The 16,448-nt window shown below is 65.0% G+C and carries 16 protein-coding genes and 1 pseudogene; 5 read left to right on the top strand and 12 right to left on the bottom strand.

Annotated features, from left to right (window positions below; genetic code table 11):
* The first annotated feature begins 8 nt into the window (after positions 1-8).
* On the top strand, positions 9-314 hold the full coding sequence (locus tag AXW67_RS01450; protein ID WP_063676062.1) for a hypothetical protein: 306 nt from the start codon (positions 9-11) through the stop codon (positions 312-314).
* A 335-nt stretch (positions 315-649) separates the two neighbouring features.
* Here the strand turns inward: AXW67_RS01450 and AXW67_RS43590 are convergent, their stop codons facing one another.
* Positions 650-829, bottom strand: a complete 180-nt coding sequence (locus AXW67_RS43590) for a hypothetical protein (protein ID WP_161491208.1) — start codon at positions 827-829, stop codon at positions 650-652.
* Between the two features lie 112 nt (positions 830-941).
* On the opposite strand from AXW67_RS43590, the gene AXW67_RS44715 reads away from it, so the two are divergent.
* From AXW67_RS44715 to AXW67_RS01435, 3 genes are read left to right on the top strand one after another with little or no spacing between them, the layout of a single operon-like run.
* On the top strand, positions 942-1,592 hold the full coding sequence (locus AXW67_RS44715; RefSeq protein ID WP_063676058.1) for an autotransporter-associated beta strand repeat-containing protein: 651 nt from the start codon (positions 942-944) through the stop codon (positions 1,590-1,592).
* The gene (locus AXW67_RS39990) at positions 1,534-2,367 is read left to right on the top strand and encodes an autotransporter-associated beta strand repeat-containing protein (RefSeq protein ID WP_082907715.1); all 834 of its coding nucleotides are present in this window, start codon (positions 1,534-1,536) and stop codon (positions 2,365-2,367) included. Before AXW67_RS44715 ends, AXW67_RS39990 begins: the two co-directional genes overlap by 59 nt.
* Positions 2,253-3,788 carry an autotransporter outer membrane beta-barrel domain-containing protein gene (locus AXW67_RS01435; protein ID WP_063676056.1) on the top strand — a complete coding sequence of 512 codons (1,536 nt, stop codon included), beginning with the start codon at positions 2,253-2,255 and terminating at the stop codon, positions 3,786-3,788. The genes AXW67_RS39990 and AXW67_RS01435 overlap by 115 nt, the downstream gene beginning before the upstream one ends.
* Positions 3,789-3,967: 179 nt before the next feature.
* Here AXW67_RS01435 and AXW67_RS01430 read toward each other — a convergent pair whose 3' ends face one another.
* The 8 genes from AXW67_RS01430 to AXW67_RS01395 form a co-directional block, all read right to left on the bottom strand.
* Positions 3,968-5,080, bottom strand: a complete 1,113-nt coding sequence (locus tag AXW67_RS01430) for a polyamine ABC transporter substrate-binding protein (protein WP_063676055.1) — start codon at positions 5,078-5,080, stop codon at positions 3,968-3,970.
* 6 nt (positions 5,081-5,086) lie between these two features.
* Positions 5,087-6,268 (bottom strand): aminotransferase, encoded by a 1,182-nt coding sequence (locus AXW67_RS01425; protein WP_063676053.1) that lies wholly within the window; start codon positions 6,266-6,268, stop codon positions 5,087-5,089.
* A gap of 7 nt (positions 6,269-6,275) precedes the next feature.
* Entirely contained in the window at positions 6,276-6,602 is a 327-nt protein-coding gene (locus tag AXW67_RS01420; protein ID WP_027551696.1) for a rhodanese-like domain-containing protein, read from the bottom strand.
* Positions 6,603-6,759: 157 nt separating this feature from the next.
* Positions 6,760-8,688 carry a potassium transporter Kup gene (locus AXW67_RS01415; protein WP_027551697.1) on the bottom strand — a complete coding sequence of 643 codons (1,929 nt, stop codon included), beginning with the start codon at positions 8,686-8,688 and terminating at the stop codon, positions 6,760-6,762.
* Positions 8,689-8,831: 143 nt separating this feature from the next.
* On the bottom strand, positions 8,832-10,730 hold the full coding sequence (locus AXW67_RS01410; protein WP_063676051.1) for a potassium transporter Kup: 1,899 nt from the start codon (positions 10,728-10,730) through the stop codon (positions 8,832-8,834).
* A 170-nt stretch (positions 10,731-10,900) separates the two neighbouring features.
* Positions 10,901-11,731: an OmpA/MotB family protein gene (locus AXW67_RS01405; protein ID WP_063676049.1), complete on the bottom strand. Its 831-nt coding sequence runs from the start codon at positions 11,729-11,731 to the stop codon at positions 10,901-10,903.
* Positions 11,732-11,755: 24 nt separating this feature from the next.
* Complete coding sequence (locus AXW67_RS01400) at positions 11,756-12,529, bottom strand: motility protein A (RefSeq protein WP_027551700.1); 774 nt, start codon at positions 12,527-12,529, stop codon at positions 11,756-11,758.
* Between the two features lie 221 nt (positions 12,530-12,750).
* On the bottom strand, positions 12,751-13,575 hold the full coding sequence (locus AXW67_RS01395; RefSeq protein WP_063676047.1) for an SDR family NAD(P)-dependent oxidoreductase: 825 nt from the start codon (positions 13,573-13,575) through the stop codon (positions 12,751-12,753).
* 102 nt (positions 13,576-13,677) lie between these two features.
* Here AXW67_RS01395 and AXW67_RS01390 point away from each other — a divergent pair, with 102 nt between their 5' ends.
* A complete protein-coding gene (locus AXW67_RS01390; protein WP_063676045.1) occupies positions 13,678-13,959 on the top strand; it encodes a hypothetical protein in 282 nt (93 codons plus the stop codon).
* Between the two features lie 17 nt (positions 13,960-13,976).
* On the opposite strand, the gene AXW67_RS01385 is transcribed toward AXW67_RS01390, so the two are convergent.
* From AXW67_RS01385 to AXW67_RS01375, 3 genes and pseudogenes are all read right to left on the bottom strand, one after another.
* Positions 13,977-14,696 (bottom strand): RraA family protein, encoded by a 720-nt coding sequence (locus AXW67_RS01385; protein ID WP_063676043.1) that lies wholly within the window; start codon positions 14,694-14,696, stop codon positions 13,977-13,979.
* Positions 14,697-14,815: 119 nt separating this feature from the next.
* Positions 14,816-15,700 (bottom strand): CDP-alcohol phosphatidyltransferase family protein, encoded by an 885-nt coding sequence (locus AXW67_RS01380; protein WP_027551704.1) that lies wholly within the window; start codon positions 15,698-15,700, stop codon positions 14,816-14,818.
* Positions 15,701-15,787: 87 nt separating this feature from the next.
* A pseudogene (locus AXW67_RS01375) lies at positions 15,788-16,448 on the bottom strand (phosphatidylserine decarboxylase); the annotation flags it as partial.

Here is a 16,448-nt window from a genome sequence, read left to right as displayed (position 1 = left end):
ATCGCGGGATGGGGGAAGTGTTGAGGAAAGATTGTTTCGCGGCGACCCGCCGCCTGCGGGCGGCGCTGTTGACGTCGTCGGCCCTGACTTTGGCCTGGATGCTGCCGGCCGCGCCGGCGCGTGCGCAGGATGCTACCTGGCTCGCCTCGCCGGGTTCGAACATCTACAGCAGCGGCGCCAACTGGAACACCGGCGCGCGGCCGACCGGCACCGCCTATTTCGGCGCGTCGAACACCACCGACCTGTCGGTTTCTGGTTTCCCTCCCTTCGTCACGGTCGGCGGCTGGACATTCAATACCGGGGCGGGCGATTAGACGTTCACCAACAGAAGCAACTTCAGCTTCACCGGCGCCGGTATCGTCATCAACGGCGGCAGCGCTACCATCAACAACAACTACCTCCTGTACTTCCAGAACGCCAGCACGGCCGGCGGCGCGACAATCAGCAACAACGGCCTCGTTCAATTCTCCTACAGCAGCACGGCCGGCACTGCCGCTATCAGCAACAACGGCACCCTGGAGTTCTACAACACCAGCACGGCCGGCAACGCCACCATTACAAACAACAACGGCGGCACGACGACCTTTTACGGCAACAGCAGCGCCGGCAACGCGACCATCACCAACAATTACCTCCTGTATTTCCAGGGCTACAGCACGGCGGGCAACGCCACCATTACCAACAATGGCGGCATCTCCTTCCAAAACTTCAGCACGGCCGGCAACGCCACCATCACCAACAATGGCGGCCTGACGTTCCACGACAACAGCACGGCCGGCGGTGCCGCCATCATCAACAATGCCGGCGGCACGGTCGATTTCTCGAGCACCACGGGCCTCAACGGCGACAACAAGATCAGCGCCGGCTCGATCGCGGGCGCCGGCTCCTACTATCTCGGCGCCAACGAGCTTACCGTCGGGTCCAACAATCTTTCGACCGAAGTGAGCGGCGTCATCGCCGGCACCGGCGGTTCGCTGGTGAAGATCGGCACCGGCACGCTGACCCTGTCGGGCGCCAATACCTATACCGGCGGCACCACCATCAACGGCGGCACATTGCAGCTTGGCAGTGCCGGCGGGCCCGGCTCCATCCTGGGGACAGTGACCGTCGGTAGTGGGGGCACATTCGATGTCGTCAACGCCGACACGAGCGGCATCATTGGCATCACGAACAGCGGGAACACAAATTTCCGCAACGACACAAGTGCCGGCAGCGCCAGCGTCACCAATGACGGCCAGCTGAATTTCTACGACACCAGCACGGCCGGAAACGCCACTGTCACCAATATCGGTACGCTGGCTTTCAACAGCACCGGCACGGCCGGCCACGCCACCATCACCAACCAAAACCTCACGTATTCCAACGGCAACAGCACGGCCGGCAGCGCAACCATCATCAACAACGGCAGTGCCCAGCTCAATTTCTACAACACCAGCACCGCCGGCACAGCGACCATCACCAACCACAACATCATCAATTTCCGGGGCACCAGCGCGGCCGGCAACGCGGCCCATTTCCACCGACTATGGCTTGATGTTCTTCGACGCCAGCACCGCCGGCAGTGCCGCCCTCACCAACCTTGCCAACGGTGAGATCATTTTCATGAACACCAGCGCCGCCGGCAGTTCGGTCATCACCAACAACGGCTACGCCGTCTCGTTCCTCGACACCACCACGGCCGGCAGCGCCGCCATCATCAACAACTCCATCCTGCAGTTTGCCGACAGCAGCACGGCCGACAACGCCACCATCACCAATAACGGCGCCCTCGGATTCTTCGTCAACGGCACGGGAGGTAGCGCCAGCATCCTCAACAACGCCGGCGGTAGGGTTGATTTCTCGCACAGCTCCGGCCCCGCCAATGACGGCAAGCTCAGCATCGGCTCGATCGCGGGAGCCGGCGCTGTCTATCTGGGCGCACGGCAGCTCACTGTCGGCGGCAACAATCTGAGCACAACGGTCAGCGGCGTGATCAGCGACTGCGGCGCGAGCGGCACGGCGTGCTACGCGAACCTGTTCGGCCTGAGCGCCACCGGTGGTTCGCTGGTGAAGGTCGGCACCGGCACGCTGACCTTGTCGGGCACAAACACCTACACCGGCGCCACGATTGTGAACGGCGGCACACTGGCGGTGAACGGCTCGATTGCGTTCTCCAGCAGCCTCACCGTGAACAGCGGCGGCGCGCTCGGCGGCACCGGTGTCGTCGGCGCCACGACGATCGCAAGCGGTGTACGCTCGCGCCGGGTAATTCCGTGGGCACCCTCACCGTCAGCGGCAATCTCACCTTCAGTGCGGGCAGCTTCTACAGGGTCGAGGTCTCCGCGACCGCCGCTGACCGCACCAATGTCTCGGGCACCGCAACGCTGACCGGCGCCACCGTGCAGGCGGTGGCGCTGCCCGGCAGCTTCCGCAGCCAGACCTGCACCATTCTCAATGCGACCGGCGGGCTCGGCCGAACGCAGTTCGCCGGGCTGAGCGTCACCGGCAGCTTCAGCCCTGCCCGCAATCCGCACCTCACCTACGATCTGAACAACGTCTATCTCGTGCTCGATCCCGGCACGATCGTGCTGCCGGCCGGCACGGGCGCCAACCAGATCAGCGTCGCCGGCGGCATCAACAAGGCGGTCGAGGGCGGCGCGGCGCCGCCTTCCGGCTTCGACGCACCGCTTAACATGGGCGGCGCGCAGCTCAACCGCGGGCTCAGCCAGGTCTCCGGCCAGCCCGGCGCCGCAGGCACGCAGGCGGCGTTCAGCGCGACGCAGCAGTTCGTCAACATGCTCGATCCGCTCGGTGGCGGCGGCTCGGATGGCGAGCGCGGCGGGACCAGCGGCGACGGCGGGACGCTGGGCTACGCTTCCACCGCACCAAGCGACGCCCGCGTGCGCGAGGCCTATGCCGCGGTGACGCCGCGCGAGGCAAGCGGCGATGTCATCGACCGGCGCTGGGGCGTGTGGGCCTCGGGCTATGGCGGCGCCAGCACGTTGAACGGCAACGCCGCATCAGGGTCGAGCACCACCACCAGCCGCATCTACGGCACCGTGGTCGGCGCCGACTATCGGGTCTCGCCGAACACGCTGGTCGGCTTTGCGCTCGGCGGCGCCGGCTACAATTTCGCGCTGTCTGACAGTCTCGGCAGCGGCCGCGCCGATCTGTTCCAGGCCGGACTCTATGCCCGCCATTCGTTCGGGCCGGCGTATCTCTCGGCAGCCCTCGCCTATGGCTGGCAGGACGTCACCACCGATCGCACCGTGACGGTCTCGGGCACCGACAAGCTCACCGCCAACTTCAAGGCGAGCACCTTCTCGGGCCGCGTGGAAACCGGCTGGCGCTTCGCACCAATCCCCGCCTCCACCTTCGGCGTCACCCCTTACGCGGCCGTGCAAGCCACCACCTTCCATCTGCCGGGCTACGGCGAGACCGCGATCGTCGGCAGCAATCAGTTCGCGCTCTCCTACACCGCGCAGGACACGACCAATGTCCGCACCGAACTCGGCGCCCGCACCGACCAGCGCTTCCTGGTCAACGACGGCGTGCTCACCCTGCGCGGCCGGCTCGCCTGGGCCCACGATTCCAACACCAACCGCCTCGTCAGCGCCGCCTTCCAGACGCTGCCGGGTGCGGCCTTCACGGTCAGCGGCGCGCGCCCCGCCGCCGACTCCGCACTTCTCGGCGGTCGCGCCGAGATGAAATGGAACAACGGCCTCTCGCTCGCCGGCACCGTCGAGGGCGAGTTCTCGCAGAGCACGCAGACTTACACGGGCAAGGGCACGGTGCGATATGAGTGGTAAGCAACACCGCACCCGCGCGATGCTTCGCATGGCAAGCGGTGTCTGGAGCTGATGGGCAGGATGTCATTCCTGCCGGTGTTTTGCCCGACGTGTCAAATGACAGGAGGGCCTGATATCGCGGCTCTACTGTGCATGGGGTTGTTTTGCGGAATTTAGTGTCCGGGCTGGGTCCCGGACAACTACCGTCCCGTCTTCACCTTGGTCCAGAGCCGGTTGATGATGCGCTGGGTCGCCGGCTCGCGGGCAGTGATGACGAAGAGCTTTGCGAGCGTCGCCTCGTCCGGATAGATGTTTTTGTCGTTCAGGATTTTCGGATCGACCAGCTTCTGGCTGGCGAGGTTGCCGCTCGCATAGGACAGGAAGTCCGAATTCTTGGCGGCGACGTCGGGGCGGTAGAGATAGTTGATCAGCTCGTAGGCTTCCTTGACGTTCTTGGCATCCGCGGGGATCGCGAGATTGTCGAAGAACATCTGCGCGCCCTCCTTCGGGATAGCGTAGCCGATCTCGATGCCGTTCTTGGCTTCGGCTGCGCGGGCGCGCGCCTGCATGATGTCGCCGGACCAGCCGACCACGAAGCAGATCTCGCCGGTGGCAAGCGCGCTGAGATATTCGGAGGAGTGAAACTTGCGCACGGACGGGCGGACCTTGGCGACGACGTCCGCGGCCTTCTCGAGGTCGGCCTGCTTGGTCGAGTTCGGATCGATCTCGAGATAGTTCAGCGCCGCCGGAAAGATGTCGTCGGCGGAATCGAGCATGTGGACGCCGCAGTCTTTGAACTTGGCAAGGTTCTCCGGCTTGAAGACGATGTCCCAGCTATCGATCTTGGCATCAGGCCCGAGGATCGCCTTCAGCTTGGCGACGTTGTAGCCGATCCCCGTCGTGCCCCACATGTAGTTGGCGGCAAAGTCGTTGCCGGGATCGTAGATTGCAAGGTGCTGCGTCACGAAGGGCCAGGCGTTGGCGAGGTTCGGCAGCTTCGACTTGTCGAGCTTCTGGAAGATGCTGGCCTTGATCTGGCGCTGCAGGAAATAGGCGGTCGGCACCACGACGTCGTAGCCGGACTTGCCGGCCATCAGCCGCGTCTCCAGAGTCTCGTTGGCGTCGAAGGTGTCGTAGACCACCTTGATGCCGGTTTCCTTGGTGAAGTCCTCAAGGACACCCGGCGCCATGTAGTTCGACCAGTTGTAGAAGTTGACGACGCGTTCCTCGGCCCCTGCGGGAGCGGAAAGCAACGTCAGCGCTGCGGCGATGGCCAGACCGAAGCAAAGCCCGGAGCGGCTGACGTTCGTCATCTTGATCTACCTCTTGCGCCCGCGCACCGCGTCCGACAGCCGCTCCAGTGCGGTGTCGAGCGTCTCGTCCTTCTTGGCAAAGCAGAAGCGCACCACCGAGGTCACCGGGTCCTTCTCGTAGAAGGCCGACACCGGGATCGCCGCGACCTTGTAGTCCTTCACGATGCGCCAGCAGAACTCGGCATCGTTCTCGTTAAGCCCGAGCGGCGAGAGGTCGACGGTGAGGAAGTAGGTGCCTTGCGACTTCAGCACGGGGAAGCCGAGGCTCTCGAGGCCCTTGGTCAGACGGTCCCTGCTCTGCGTCAGATCCTTGCGCATCGACAGGAAATACTCGTCGGGCTTGCCGAGGCCGTAGGCGACGGCGGCCTGGAGGTTCGGCGCGCTCGTGAAGGTCAGGAACTGGTGCACCTTGGCGGCAACGCGCAGCAGCGGCGGCGCGGCGCAGACGAAGCCGATCTTCCAGCCCGTCAGCGAGAAAATCTTGCCGGCCGAGCCGACCTTGATGGTGCGATCGCGCATGCCGGGGATAGTGATCAGCGGGATGTGCTTGTGCTCGTCGAAGGTGACGTGCTCCCAGACCTCGTCGCAGATCGCGATGACGTCGAACTCCTGGCAGTAGCGCGCGAGCAGCTCGAGGTCCTCGCGCGGATAGACCACCGCGGACGGATTCAAGGGGTTGTTGAACAGCACCGCCTTGGTCTTTGAATTGAACACGCTTTTCAGCATGTCCTCGTTCAGCCGCCAGCCCGGCGGCTCGAGCCGCACCAGGCGCGGAATGCCGCCGGCCTGGCGGATGATCGGGAGATAGGAATCATAGACCGGCTGGAAGCAGACCACCTCGTCGCCGGGTTGGACCACGGCGAGGATGGCCGATGTCAGCGCCTCGGTGCCGCCGGAGGTCACCATCACCTCGCTCATCGGATCGAGCTTGAGGCCGTGCCAGTGGCCATAATGCGTCGCGATCGCCTGGCGCAGCTCCGGGATGCCCATCATCGATGGATACTGGTTGTAGCCGTTGAGCGAGGCATCGGCCGCGGCGCGGCGGATGTCCTCCGGGCCCGGATCGTCGGGAAAGCCCTGGCCGAGATTGATGGCGTTGTTGTCGCGCGCGGCCTGCGACATCGCCTCGAAGATGGTGACCGGAAGGTCGGCGAAGACCTTGTTCAGCGAGGAGCTCTTGGTCGTCATTGCGAGGTCAGCCACCGACCTTGGTGGGAAGACCCGCTGCCTTCCAGCCGAGAATGCCGCCGGCCAGATGCTTGTCGTAGGCAAGGCCCGCCGCCTGCGCGGCGAGCGAGGCCGTCACCGAACGCTTGCCCGAGCGGCAGGCGAACACGACCTCCTTGCCTTGCGGATCGGGGATCGCCTTGGGATCAAAGGTCGAGAGCGGCACCACGACACCGTAGGGATAGGCTTCGGCCGAAACCTCGTTCGGCTCGCGCACGTCGACGAGCAGATAGCGCCCTTCCGAAACACCCTTGGAGACCTCGTCCGGGGTGAGATCCTGTACCTGGTTAGCCAAATCATCCTCCAACGTCCGAGCGCGCGCCGGGAAGCATCCCGGCGGCGGCAACCTTGCCTCTCGGCTCACGAAAATCAAGCGCTACAAAGGCTTGAGCTCGGCCCTGCAAGTTAAGGCTAAATCGCAGCGACTTGAAGCACGGCTTTGGAACAGCGCCTCAGATCGTCACCTGGGTGCCGACCTCGACCACGCGGCCGCTCGGGATCTGGAAATAGTCGGTGGCGTCGTTGGCCGAGCGGCTCAGCGAGATGAACAGCCGATCCTGCCAGCGCGGCATGCCGGAATGGGCCGCGGGCTTCAGCGCCCGGCGCGACAGGAAGAACGAGGTCGACATGATGTCGAACTGCCAGCCGAGCTTGCGAGCGATCGCCAGCGCCTTCGGCACGTTGGGCGATTCCATGAAGCCGAATTTCAGCGTGACCTTGGAGAAGGTCGGGCTGATCTGCTCCAGCCGCACCCGCTCCGCCGGATCGATGCGCGGCGTCTGCGCGGTCTCGATGGTGAGAATGACATTCTTCTCATGCAGCACTTTGTAGTGTTTCAGACTATGCATGAGCGCAGTCGGCGCGCTGAGCGGGTCGCTGGTCAGGAATACGGCGGTGCCGGGCACGCGCTGCGGCGGCCGCTTCTCCAGCATTGCCACGAGGTCGGCGAGCGGGAATTCGAGCTTGCGCGACTTCTCGAACAGGAGCCGGCTGCCGCGCCGCCACGTGTACATCAGGAGGATCATGAGCGAGCCGAGCGCCAGCGGCACCCAGCCGCCCTCGAACACCTTGAGAAGGTTGGCGGCGAGGAAGGTCAGGTCGAGGAACAGGAAGGGGACGATCAGCGCCGCGGCGGCGAACGGCGACCATCGCCAGGCCTTCCAGACCACGACAAAACCCATCATCCCCGTGACCACCATGGTTCCGGTGACGGCAATGCCGTAGGCGGACGCCAGCGCGCTTGAGGAGCGGAACAGGAGCACCATCAGGATCACTGCGACCAGCAGCAGCTGGTTGATGCGAGGGATGAAGATCTGGCCGGAATGGGCTTCAGAGGTATGGCGAATTTCGAATCGCGGCAGAAGCCCAAGCTGGATCGCCTGGCGCGTCAGCGAATAGGCGCCGGTGATGACGGCCTGGCTCGCGATCACGGTGGCCATGGTGGCAAGCACGACCATGCTGCCGCGGAGCCAGCCTTGCGGAAACAGCTGGAAGAACGGGCTCACGATCGCGCCGGGATCATCCAGGACGAGCGCCCCCTGCCCGAGATAATTCAGCGCCAGCGACGGCAGCACGATGAACAGCCACGCGGTCTGGATCGGGCGCTTGCCGAAATGGCCGAGGTCGGCATAGAGCGCCTCGGCACCCGTCACCGCCAGGAATACCGCGCCCAGCGTGACGAAACCGATGATGCCGTGGTGGAGCATGAAAGACACGGCGTAAAGCGGGTTCAGCGCGTACAGCACCTGCGGCTGCCGCATGATCGGGCCGATCGCCGCGACCGCGATCACCGCAAACCAGACGCACATCACCGGACCGAAGAACGCTGCGACGCGGGCCGTGCCACGCGATTGCACGGCGAACAGGCAGAGCAGGATCACCACGGTCAGCGGAACGATGTAAGGCTCGAACGTCAGCGTGACGTCCTTCATGCCTTCGATGGCCGACAGCACCGAGACCGCCGGCGTGATCACGGCGTCGCCGTAGAACAGGGCGCCGGAAATGATGCCGAGCAGGACGATGGTCGCGCCGCCCGTGCCGACCGCGCGCTGGGCCAGCGCCATCAGCGCGAGCGTGCCGCCCTCGCCATTGTTGTCGGCCCGGAGCAGGATCACGACGTATTTGAGCGTCACCACGATGATGAGCGCCCACAGGATCAGCGAGACCACGCCGAGCACGGCCGCTATCGTCGGCGATCCTTCCGCGCCCGAAGCGACCGTCACCGCCTCGCGGAACGCGTAGAGCGGACTGGTGCCGATATCGCCATAGACGACGCCGATGCTGCCAAGCGTCAGCGCGCCAAAGCCGGCCGTGGTGTGGGCCTCGCCATGCCCATTGGCCGCCGCCGTTTCCGGGGCGGGAACTGCTACGTCACTGGTCATGGGAGAGACTGGTGGCCTCTAAAAATGCTTCACTGCACAATGGCGGAAGAGAGCGCGCGGCTTATAGTCCTGCGCTACCGGCATAGCCTAGACCTATTTTGGGCCCTTGCCATGCAAAAATCGCATAAGTCCGCCAATCGCGTTCAAATAGTGACCTGCGTGCCGACTTCAACCACTCGGCCCGTGGGAATCTGGAAATAGTCGGTAGCGTCGTTGGCCGACCGGCTCAGCGCAATGAACAAATGGTCCTGCCAGAGCGGCATGCCCGACTGCGCCGAGGCCTTCAGCGACCTCCGCGACACGAAGAACGACGTCGACATGATGTCGAACTGCCAGCCCTGCTTGCGGGCGATCGCCAGCGCGCGCGGCACGTTGGGCTGCTCCATGAAGCCGAAGCGCAGGCGCACCTTGGAGAACTTGTCGCTGACATTCTCGATGCGGAAGCGTTCCGACAGATCGACCCGCGGCGTATGCGCGGTCTCGATGGTCAGCACCACGTTGTGCTCGTGCAGCACCTTGTTGTGCTTGAGGTTGTGGAGCAGCGCCGTCGGCACGAAAGCGGGATCGCTGGTGAGGAACACCGCGGTGCCCTTGACGATGTGCGGCGGCCGCTTCTCCAGGCTCCGGATCAGATCGTCCAGCGGCACCTCGATGCGGCGGGTCTTCTGGAGCAGAATCCCCGTGCCGCGCCGCCACGTCCAGATCGTCGCCGCCATGCAGGCGCCGAACAACAGCGGCACCCAGGCGCCCTCGAGCAGCTTGAGCAGGTTGGCGCTGAAGAAGGTCATGTCGACCATGACGAAGGGCAGGATCACGACCGCGGCGGTCGCGGCGCGCCAGTTCCACAATTTCCAGATCACGATGAAGCCCATGATGCCGTCGGCGACCATGGTGGTGGAGACGGCGATGCCGTAGGCCGAGGCGAGACCGCTGGGGGTGCGGAACAGCAGCACGAGCAGCATCACACCGATCAGGAGCAGCCGGTTCACGCGCGGCAGATAGATCTGGCCGGCGTGGCTTTCGGACGTGTATCGCACCTCGAAGCGCGGCAACAGGCCGAGCTGCACCGCCTGATACACCAGCGAATAGGCGCCGGTGATCACCGCCTGGCTCGCGATGACGGTGGCCGCGGTCGCAAGCCCGACCAGCGGCAGCACCAAATGCTCGGGCACCATGCGATAGAAGGAGTGCTCGATCGCGCTGGGATCGGACAGCACCAGCGCGCCCTGCCCGAAATAATTGATCAGCAGTGAGGGCAATACGAAGAACATCCAGGCTGACTGGATCGGCTTGCGGCCGAAATGACCGAGATCGGCATAGAGCGCTTCGCCGCCCGTCACTGCCAGGAACACGGCACCTAACGTCACGAGGCCGATCGTGCCGTGCGACAGCAGGAATTGCAGCGCGTAATAGGGATTGATGGCGGCGAGCACCGACGGATCGTCGGCGATGTGAACGATGCCCATGACCGCGAGGCAGGTAAACCAGATCACCATCACCGGCCCGAAGGCGGACGCCACCAGCGCGGTGCCCTTGCTCTGGACCGCGAACAGCACCACCAGGATCATCACCGTCAGCGGCACGACGTAATGCTCGAAGGCCGGCGTCGCCAGCTTGAGGCCGTCGACCGCCGACAGCACCGAGATCGCCGGCGTGATCATGGAATCGCCGATGAACATGGAGGCGCCGACCACGCCGAGCGCGAGCAGGAACCAGCTTCGCCGCCCCAGCGCGCGCTGGCCGAGCGCCATCAAGGAGAGCGTGCCGCCCTCCCCGTTATTGTCGGCGCGCAGCAGCAGCAGCACATATTTGGCGGTGACGACGATCAAGAGTGCCCACAGGATCAGCGAGAGCACGCCGAGCACGATGACCCGCGAGACCGGCTCGCCATGGGCCGCGCCCCTGACCGCCTCGTGGAATGCGTAGAGCGGCGAGGTGCCGATATCGCCAAAGACGACGCCGATGCTCCCGAGCGTGAGGGCCCAAAAACCCGAGGTGACCGGCCCTTCCTGGGCTTCGGTCGATGTGATGCTCGCCGTCATGAGGATGGAGAACGCTTCTTCCCACGAATTGATCCGGCGCCTTTTGACGCTTCCGGCGCGCCTGTCAATTGGCACAACATAGCAGGCGCCGCAGCGGGTGCTGTGACGGCCTAGCCACGTTCATCGCCAGCGCGACGACATGCCTCAGGTAAAATGGTAGCGCAAGGGCTTTACGGCTTCAGATTCGGCGGCAGCGGCGGATCTTCGCGCATCAGCGTGATGGTCACGCGGCGGTTGGCGGCGAGCGACGGGTCGTCGGGAAACAGCGGTTGGGTATCCGCCTTGCCGGAGACGGCGAAGATGTTCGACGGCGGCAGGCCTTCGCGTTCAAGGATCTGACGCACGGCGTTGGCGCGATCGGCCGAAAGATCGAACGCGCCATAGTCGCTGCGCGTCGGCACGAAGCCCGCCGCGGTGTGCCCGGCGATGGAGACGCGCAAGGGAGTCGACTTCAGCGGGACCGCGAGCTTCTCGATCAGGCGGCGGGTGCGATCGTAGGGCACCTTGGAGCCGTCCGGAAACATCGAGCGGCCGTCCTGGTCGACGATCTCGAGATTGAGCCCCTGCTTGGTCTCCTCGAACATGATGTGCTTGGACATCTCGGTCAGTTCCGGCATGTCCTGCAACGCTTGGCGGAGCGAGGCCGCGGCAAGCGCGAAATCACGATCGATCTTGGTCTTGGCGCCCGAGGTGCGGTTGCGATCCTCCTGGTCTGGCGTCGGCGTGTTGGAGGCATCTTCGGGCTGGATGTGGTCAATGTTCTTCAGCCGCGGACGCGTCGGCAGACCGTCGGCCTCGACGATGCCGGCGTAGCGCGCCTCGCTCTGGATGCCGAAGGCGTCGCGCATGGAGCCGGCGACGATCTTCAGCTTGTTGGCGTCCTGGGTCGAGAATGCGACGAGCATCACGAAGAAGCTCATCATCAGGCCCATCAGGTCGGCGAAGGTCACGAACCAGCCGTGACCGCCTCCATGTGCATCGCCGCGCTTCTTCTTGGCCATGTCTTACGATCCCGGCGGGCGGCGTCAGGCCGGCACCGGCTCGCCCTCGGCGTGGCGATGTTTCTCCGGCAGGTAGGCCAGCAGCATTTCGCGCACGAGCGTCGGGCTCTTGGAGTCGCGGATCATCAAAATGCCGTCGATGATCAGCGTGCGGTTGGTCTCCTCGTCGAGCAGCTTGCCGTGCAGCTTGTCAGCGATCGGCAGACAGAACAGATTCGCCACGAGCGCGCCGTAGAGCGTCGCCAGCAGCGCGGTCGCCATGAACGGGCCGAGCTTGGACGGGTCGGTCATGTTGGCGAACATCTGCACCATGCCGATCAGCGTGCCGATCATGCCGAAGGCCGGGGCGCAGTCGCCGATGGCGCGGTAGATCTTGCTGCCCTCGTCGAGGTGCATGAGAAAGTTGTCACGGTCGCGCTCGAGATTGTCGCGGATGAAGTCGAGGTCGTAGCCGTCGGCGACGTAGCGGATGCCCTTGGCGAGGAACGGCTCGTCGGTCTCGACCTTCTCCAGGCCGACCGGGCCCTGCTTGCGGGCGATCTCGGCGATGCGGGCGAGCTCGTCGACGAGGTCATGCGCCGTCAGCCGGCTCATGGTGAAGGCGAACTTGGCGCCGAGCGGCAGGCCATGCAGCAGCGCGCTGAGGGGAAAGCGGATCATGGTGGCGGAGATCGAGCCGCCGAAGATGATGATCATCGCATGTTCGGAGATGAACATGTGGAGATCGCCACCCATGATCATCATCACCGAGATGACGATGATGCCGGCCGCGAGCCCAGCGCCCGTCATAATATCCATGGGACACTCCAACACCAACGCAACAACGGCCATCCTGGCCGGTGGCGCGGCCCAACCCCGAACCGCATCGGAAACCCTAATTGGGCGCCATTAAAGACGCGTAAAGGTTAAGTCGGGCTCCGTGCGGCGCGTCGGCGCGAGGCGTGCTGAGAGGGGCCGGCTTCGCCATCCGGCGACAGGATTGTCAAGACTTTGCTAACCATAAGCGGCCGTCCTGAGGTCTAGGACGACAGCCCCACCAGCTTGAGGCTGAGCGCGCGCAGGCGCTTGCGCGCAGCCGCGTCGTAGGCCTGCGGATTGGCGCGCGCCTCGTTCATGCCGTTGAAGAACAGGCCGCTCCGGGCCGCGACGTCGTCGCCTTGGATGAGATGCAGGATCGCGGCGCCGCCCTGCTCCACCGTCGAGATCGGCGTGATGCCGCCGGCACGCACCATCGTGGTGTTCATGTAGGTCGCCGGGTGCAGCGCGTTCACGGTGACGCCCATGGCCTTCACCTCCTCGGCGAAATCGATGGTGAACATGATCTGGGCGAGCTTGCTCTGCGCGTAGGCGCGCGAGCCGCTATAGCCCTTCGTGATCATGACATCGTCGAAGTCGATCGGATGCTGGCCGAGCGAGGCGACATTGACGATGCGCGAGGGGGAAGCAGTCTTGAGCAGCGGCAACAGGAGATGAGCGAGCAGGAAGCCGGAGAGATAGTTCACGGCGAAACGCAGCTCATAGCCGTCGGCACTCTCCTGACGCTGCGGCCCGCCGTTCTGCGAGCCGATGCCGGCATTGCTGACGAGCACGTCCAGACGCCGATGATCCCGCGTCACGGCATCAGCGAGCGCACGCGCGCCAGCCAGCGACGACAAATCAGACTGATAGAAGGTCGGCGCGACGTGGCCGTCGCTCACGATCTCGTCGATCAGCGTCGTCGCACGCGCGGCATCGCGGCCGTGGATCAGGACCCCTGCACCGTCTTCGGCCAGCCGACGCGCGACATGGCGGCCGACGCCGTCCGTCGAGCCGGTTATTAAGACTGTCTTGCCATTCATATCCATCGTGCGCGCGCCTCCAACTGCGGCCCTGCGCCGCGGGTCCGGAACGAGGGATTCTCAGTATTCTATCCCGTGCGGCAAGCTCCATCGCGTGAGCCATTCGCAATGTTGACCCTGTTCAGCCTTCTCACCGCGCTTCCCGCGGCTATTGCGCTCCACATGCTCGAGCCGGAGCTCGTGCTGCCGGCCTTCAGCATCCTGCTCTTTGCCGAGGCCGCCTTCGCCGCGATCGCGGCGCGCTTGATTGGCGTCCCGGACGATCCGGAAGATATCACCCTATGGGATGTTGCCGGCGGATTCACCCTGATCGGATGCGCTGCCGCTGTGTTCGGCGAGCCGGACCAGGCCGCCCTGTTTTTGGTGGAACAGGGCGGCGAGCGGCCTTAGATCGTTCGGTCACGCCCTCAGTGGATTTCCGCCGAGCGCTTCAGCGCGGCCTTCAGCTTCTCCAGCGAGAAGTCGGGGCTGCGCGCGATCTCCAGGATCGGCGTCTCGCGGCGGCCGCAGAGCTCGGCGGCCTCAGGCAGCTTTGCTGCGAGATCGAGCGGGATCACGATGGCACCGTGCCGGTCGGCATGGATCAGGTCGTCGGACTTCACCGTCATGCCGGCGACGCGCACCTGGCCGCCAAAGCTCTCGGCATGCACCCATGCATGCGACGGGCCGATCGAGCCAGCCAGCGCCTGAAAGCCCGGCGCCCATTGCGGAACGTCGCGGATCGAGCCGTCGGTCACAACGCCGAGGCAGCCGAGCGCCTTGTGCACGTTGCTCTGCACCTCGCCCCAGAACGCGCCGTAGCCGATGTCAGGGCCGTCGACGTCCTGGATCACGGCGATGCGTGGGCCGTGGCCGGTGCCGACATACTCGTAATATTCGATGCGGCGCTTGGCCTGCTCTTCCGCAGGAAGTGGAGATTTCTGCACCGAGCGGATCGTGACCGTGCGGGCATAGCCAACCATCGGCGGCAGGTCGGGAAACGGGCAGACAAGCTGCTTGGTGGTGAAACCGATCAGTCGCCGCTCCGGTGCAATGACCTCCATGGCGTTGCAGATCGTTGGCGTGTCATAGCGGCCCAGCGCTTCGACGACGGAAGCGGGCAGCGGCCCGGTCGCGAAATTTGTCACGGCGTTCTCTCCCAGATTGGCGGCGGCTGTTGGTGCGGTGCCGCCGGCACAGGGCGATATAGCCGAGATAGGGTCTCAACCCAACTCGCTGGACTTCATGGCAGATATTTGCGGGCCGCTCAGTGCAGCCGTCCGGGCCGGTCGTCGTGCGCCTGCTCCGGCACATTTGCCGCAAGCGCCGCAGACGATTGCGGCTGCGCCCCCTCACTGGTCGATGGCGCGGTGGCCCCCGCGGCGCGAGCCTGATCGCGGTACGACTTGTAGCCCAGCGGCAGGCTCAAGAGATACAGCACCGTGCCGGCCGAGAGGATGTACCAGGGATAGCTGATCAACAGCGCGATGAAGAAGATCACCGCGACGAAGGCCGGCAGCACCAGCTCCGGCGGCACGCGCATGCGCATGGTCTTGCCGGAGAACACCGGCAGGCGCGACACCATCAGGAAGGCGATCAGGAGCGTATAGGCGGCCGTCACAGCCGCGGGCCAGCGCCCGAGCTCCAGGAACGCCACATAGATCGGCAGCAGCACCGTGATCGCGCCGGCGGGCGCCGGCACGCCGGTGAAGAAATTGGCGGCAAAGGCCGGCTTGTTGGGATCGTCGATCGTGGCATTGAAACGCGCAAGCCGCAGGCACATGGAAATCGCGAACACCATGGCGGCGATCCAGCCGGCATTGCCGAGCTCGTGCAACTGCCAGAAGTACAGCATCAGGCCCGGCGCCACGCCGAAATTGACGAAATCGGCAAGGCTGTCGAGCTCGGCACCGAATTTCGACTGGCCCTTGATCAGGCGCGCGATGCGGCCGTCGATGCCGTCGAGCGCCGCCGCGAACACGATGGCGTAGACCGCGAGCGACATCCGTCCCTCGATCGACAGGCGGATCGCCGTCAGGCCGGCGCAGATCGCCAGCAGCGTGATGACGTTGGGCACCAGCATCCGCACCGGGATCGGGCGGAACCGCCGGCGGCGTGCAGCATCCGGATATTTGAAGTCATAGGGCGTCATGGCTCGTCCTCACCTTAAGGCGAGATATAGCAAGCCGCTTCCCCCTCCGCCATTGCGGCGGAAGGCCCCCTGACGCCGACTTGATGGTTAATTGGCGCGGTAGGCGCGGGCCGGGTCGTCCGAGGCAAGATCAGCCAGGATCGTTTCGCCCGCAATCGCGGTCTGCCCTTCCGAGACCAGCGCCTTGGTGCCGACCGGCAGATAGACGTCGAGCCGCGAGCCGAAGCGGATCAGGCCGAAGCGCTCGCCGGCCCCGATGGCCTGGCCTTCCTTGACGAAGCAGACGATGCGCTTGGCCACCAGGCCCGCGATCTGGATCACGCCGATGCGCGCCGTAGGCGTCGAGATGACCAGCGAATTGCGCTCATTGTCCTCGCTCGCCTTGTCGAGCTCGGCATTGATGAACAGGCCGGGCCGGTAGGCGATGCGGTCCACCCTGCCCGCCACCGGGCTGCGGTTCACATGGCAGTTGAACACGCTCATGAAGATCGAGACCCGCGGCAGCGGGCGATCGCCGAGCCCGAGCTCGGCCGGCGGCAGCGCCATGGTGATCATCGAGACCCGGCCGTCGGCCGGCGACACCACGAGCCCCTCGCGCACAGGCGTCACACGCACGGGATCGCGGAAGAACAGCGCGCACCAGACCGTGAGGATGGTCCCGATCCACCCGAGCGGCGACCACAGCCAGAACAGGACGAGGCTTGCCAGCGCGAAGCCGCCGATAAAGGGGTAGCCCTCCTTGTGGATC

This window comes from Bradyrhizobium neotropicale (assembly GCF_001641695.1).
Classification (GTDB): domain Bacteria; phylum Pseudomonadota; class Alphaproteobacteria; order Rhizobiales; family Xanthobacteraceae; genus Bradyrhizobium; species Bradyrhizobium neotropicale.
This window is presented reverse-complemented; position numbering and strand designations above follow the sequence as displayed.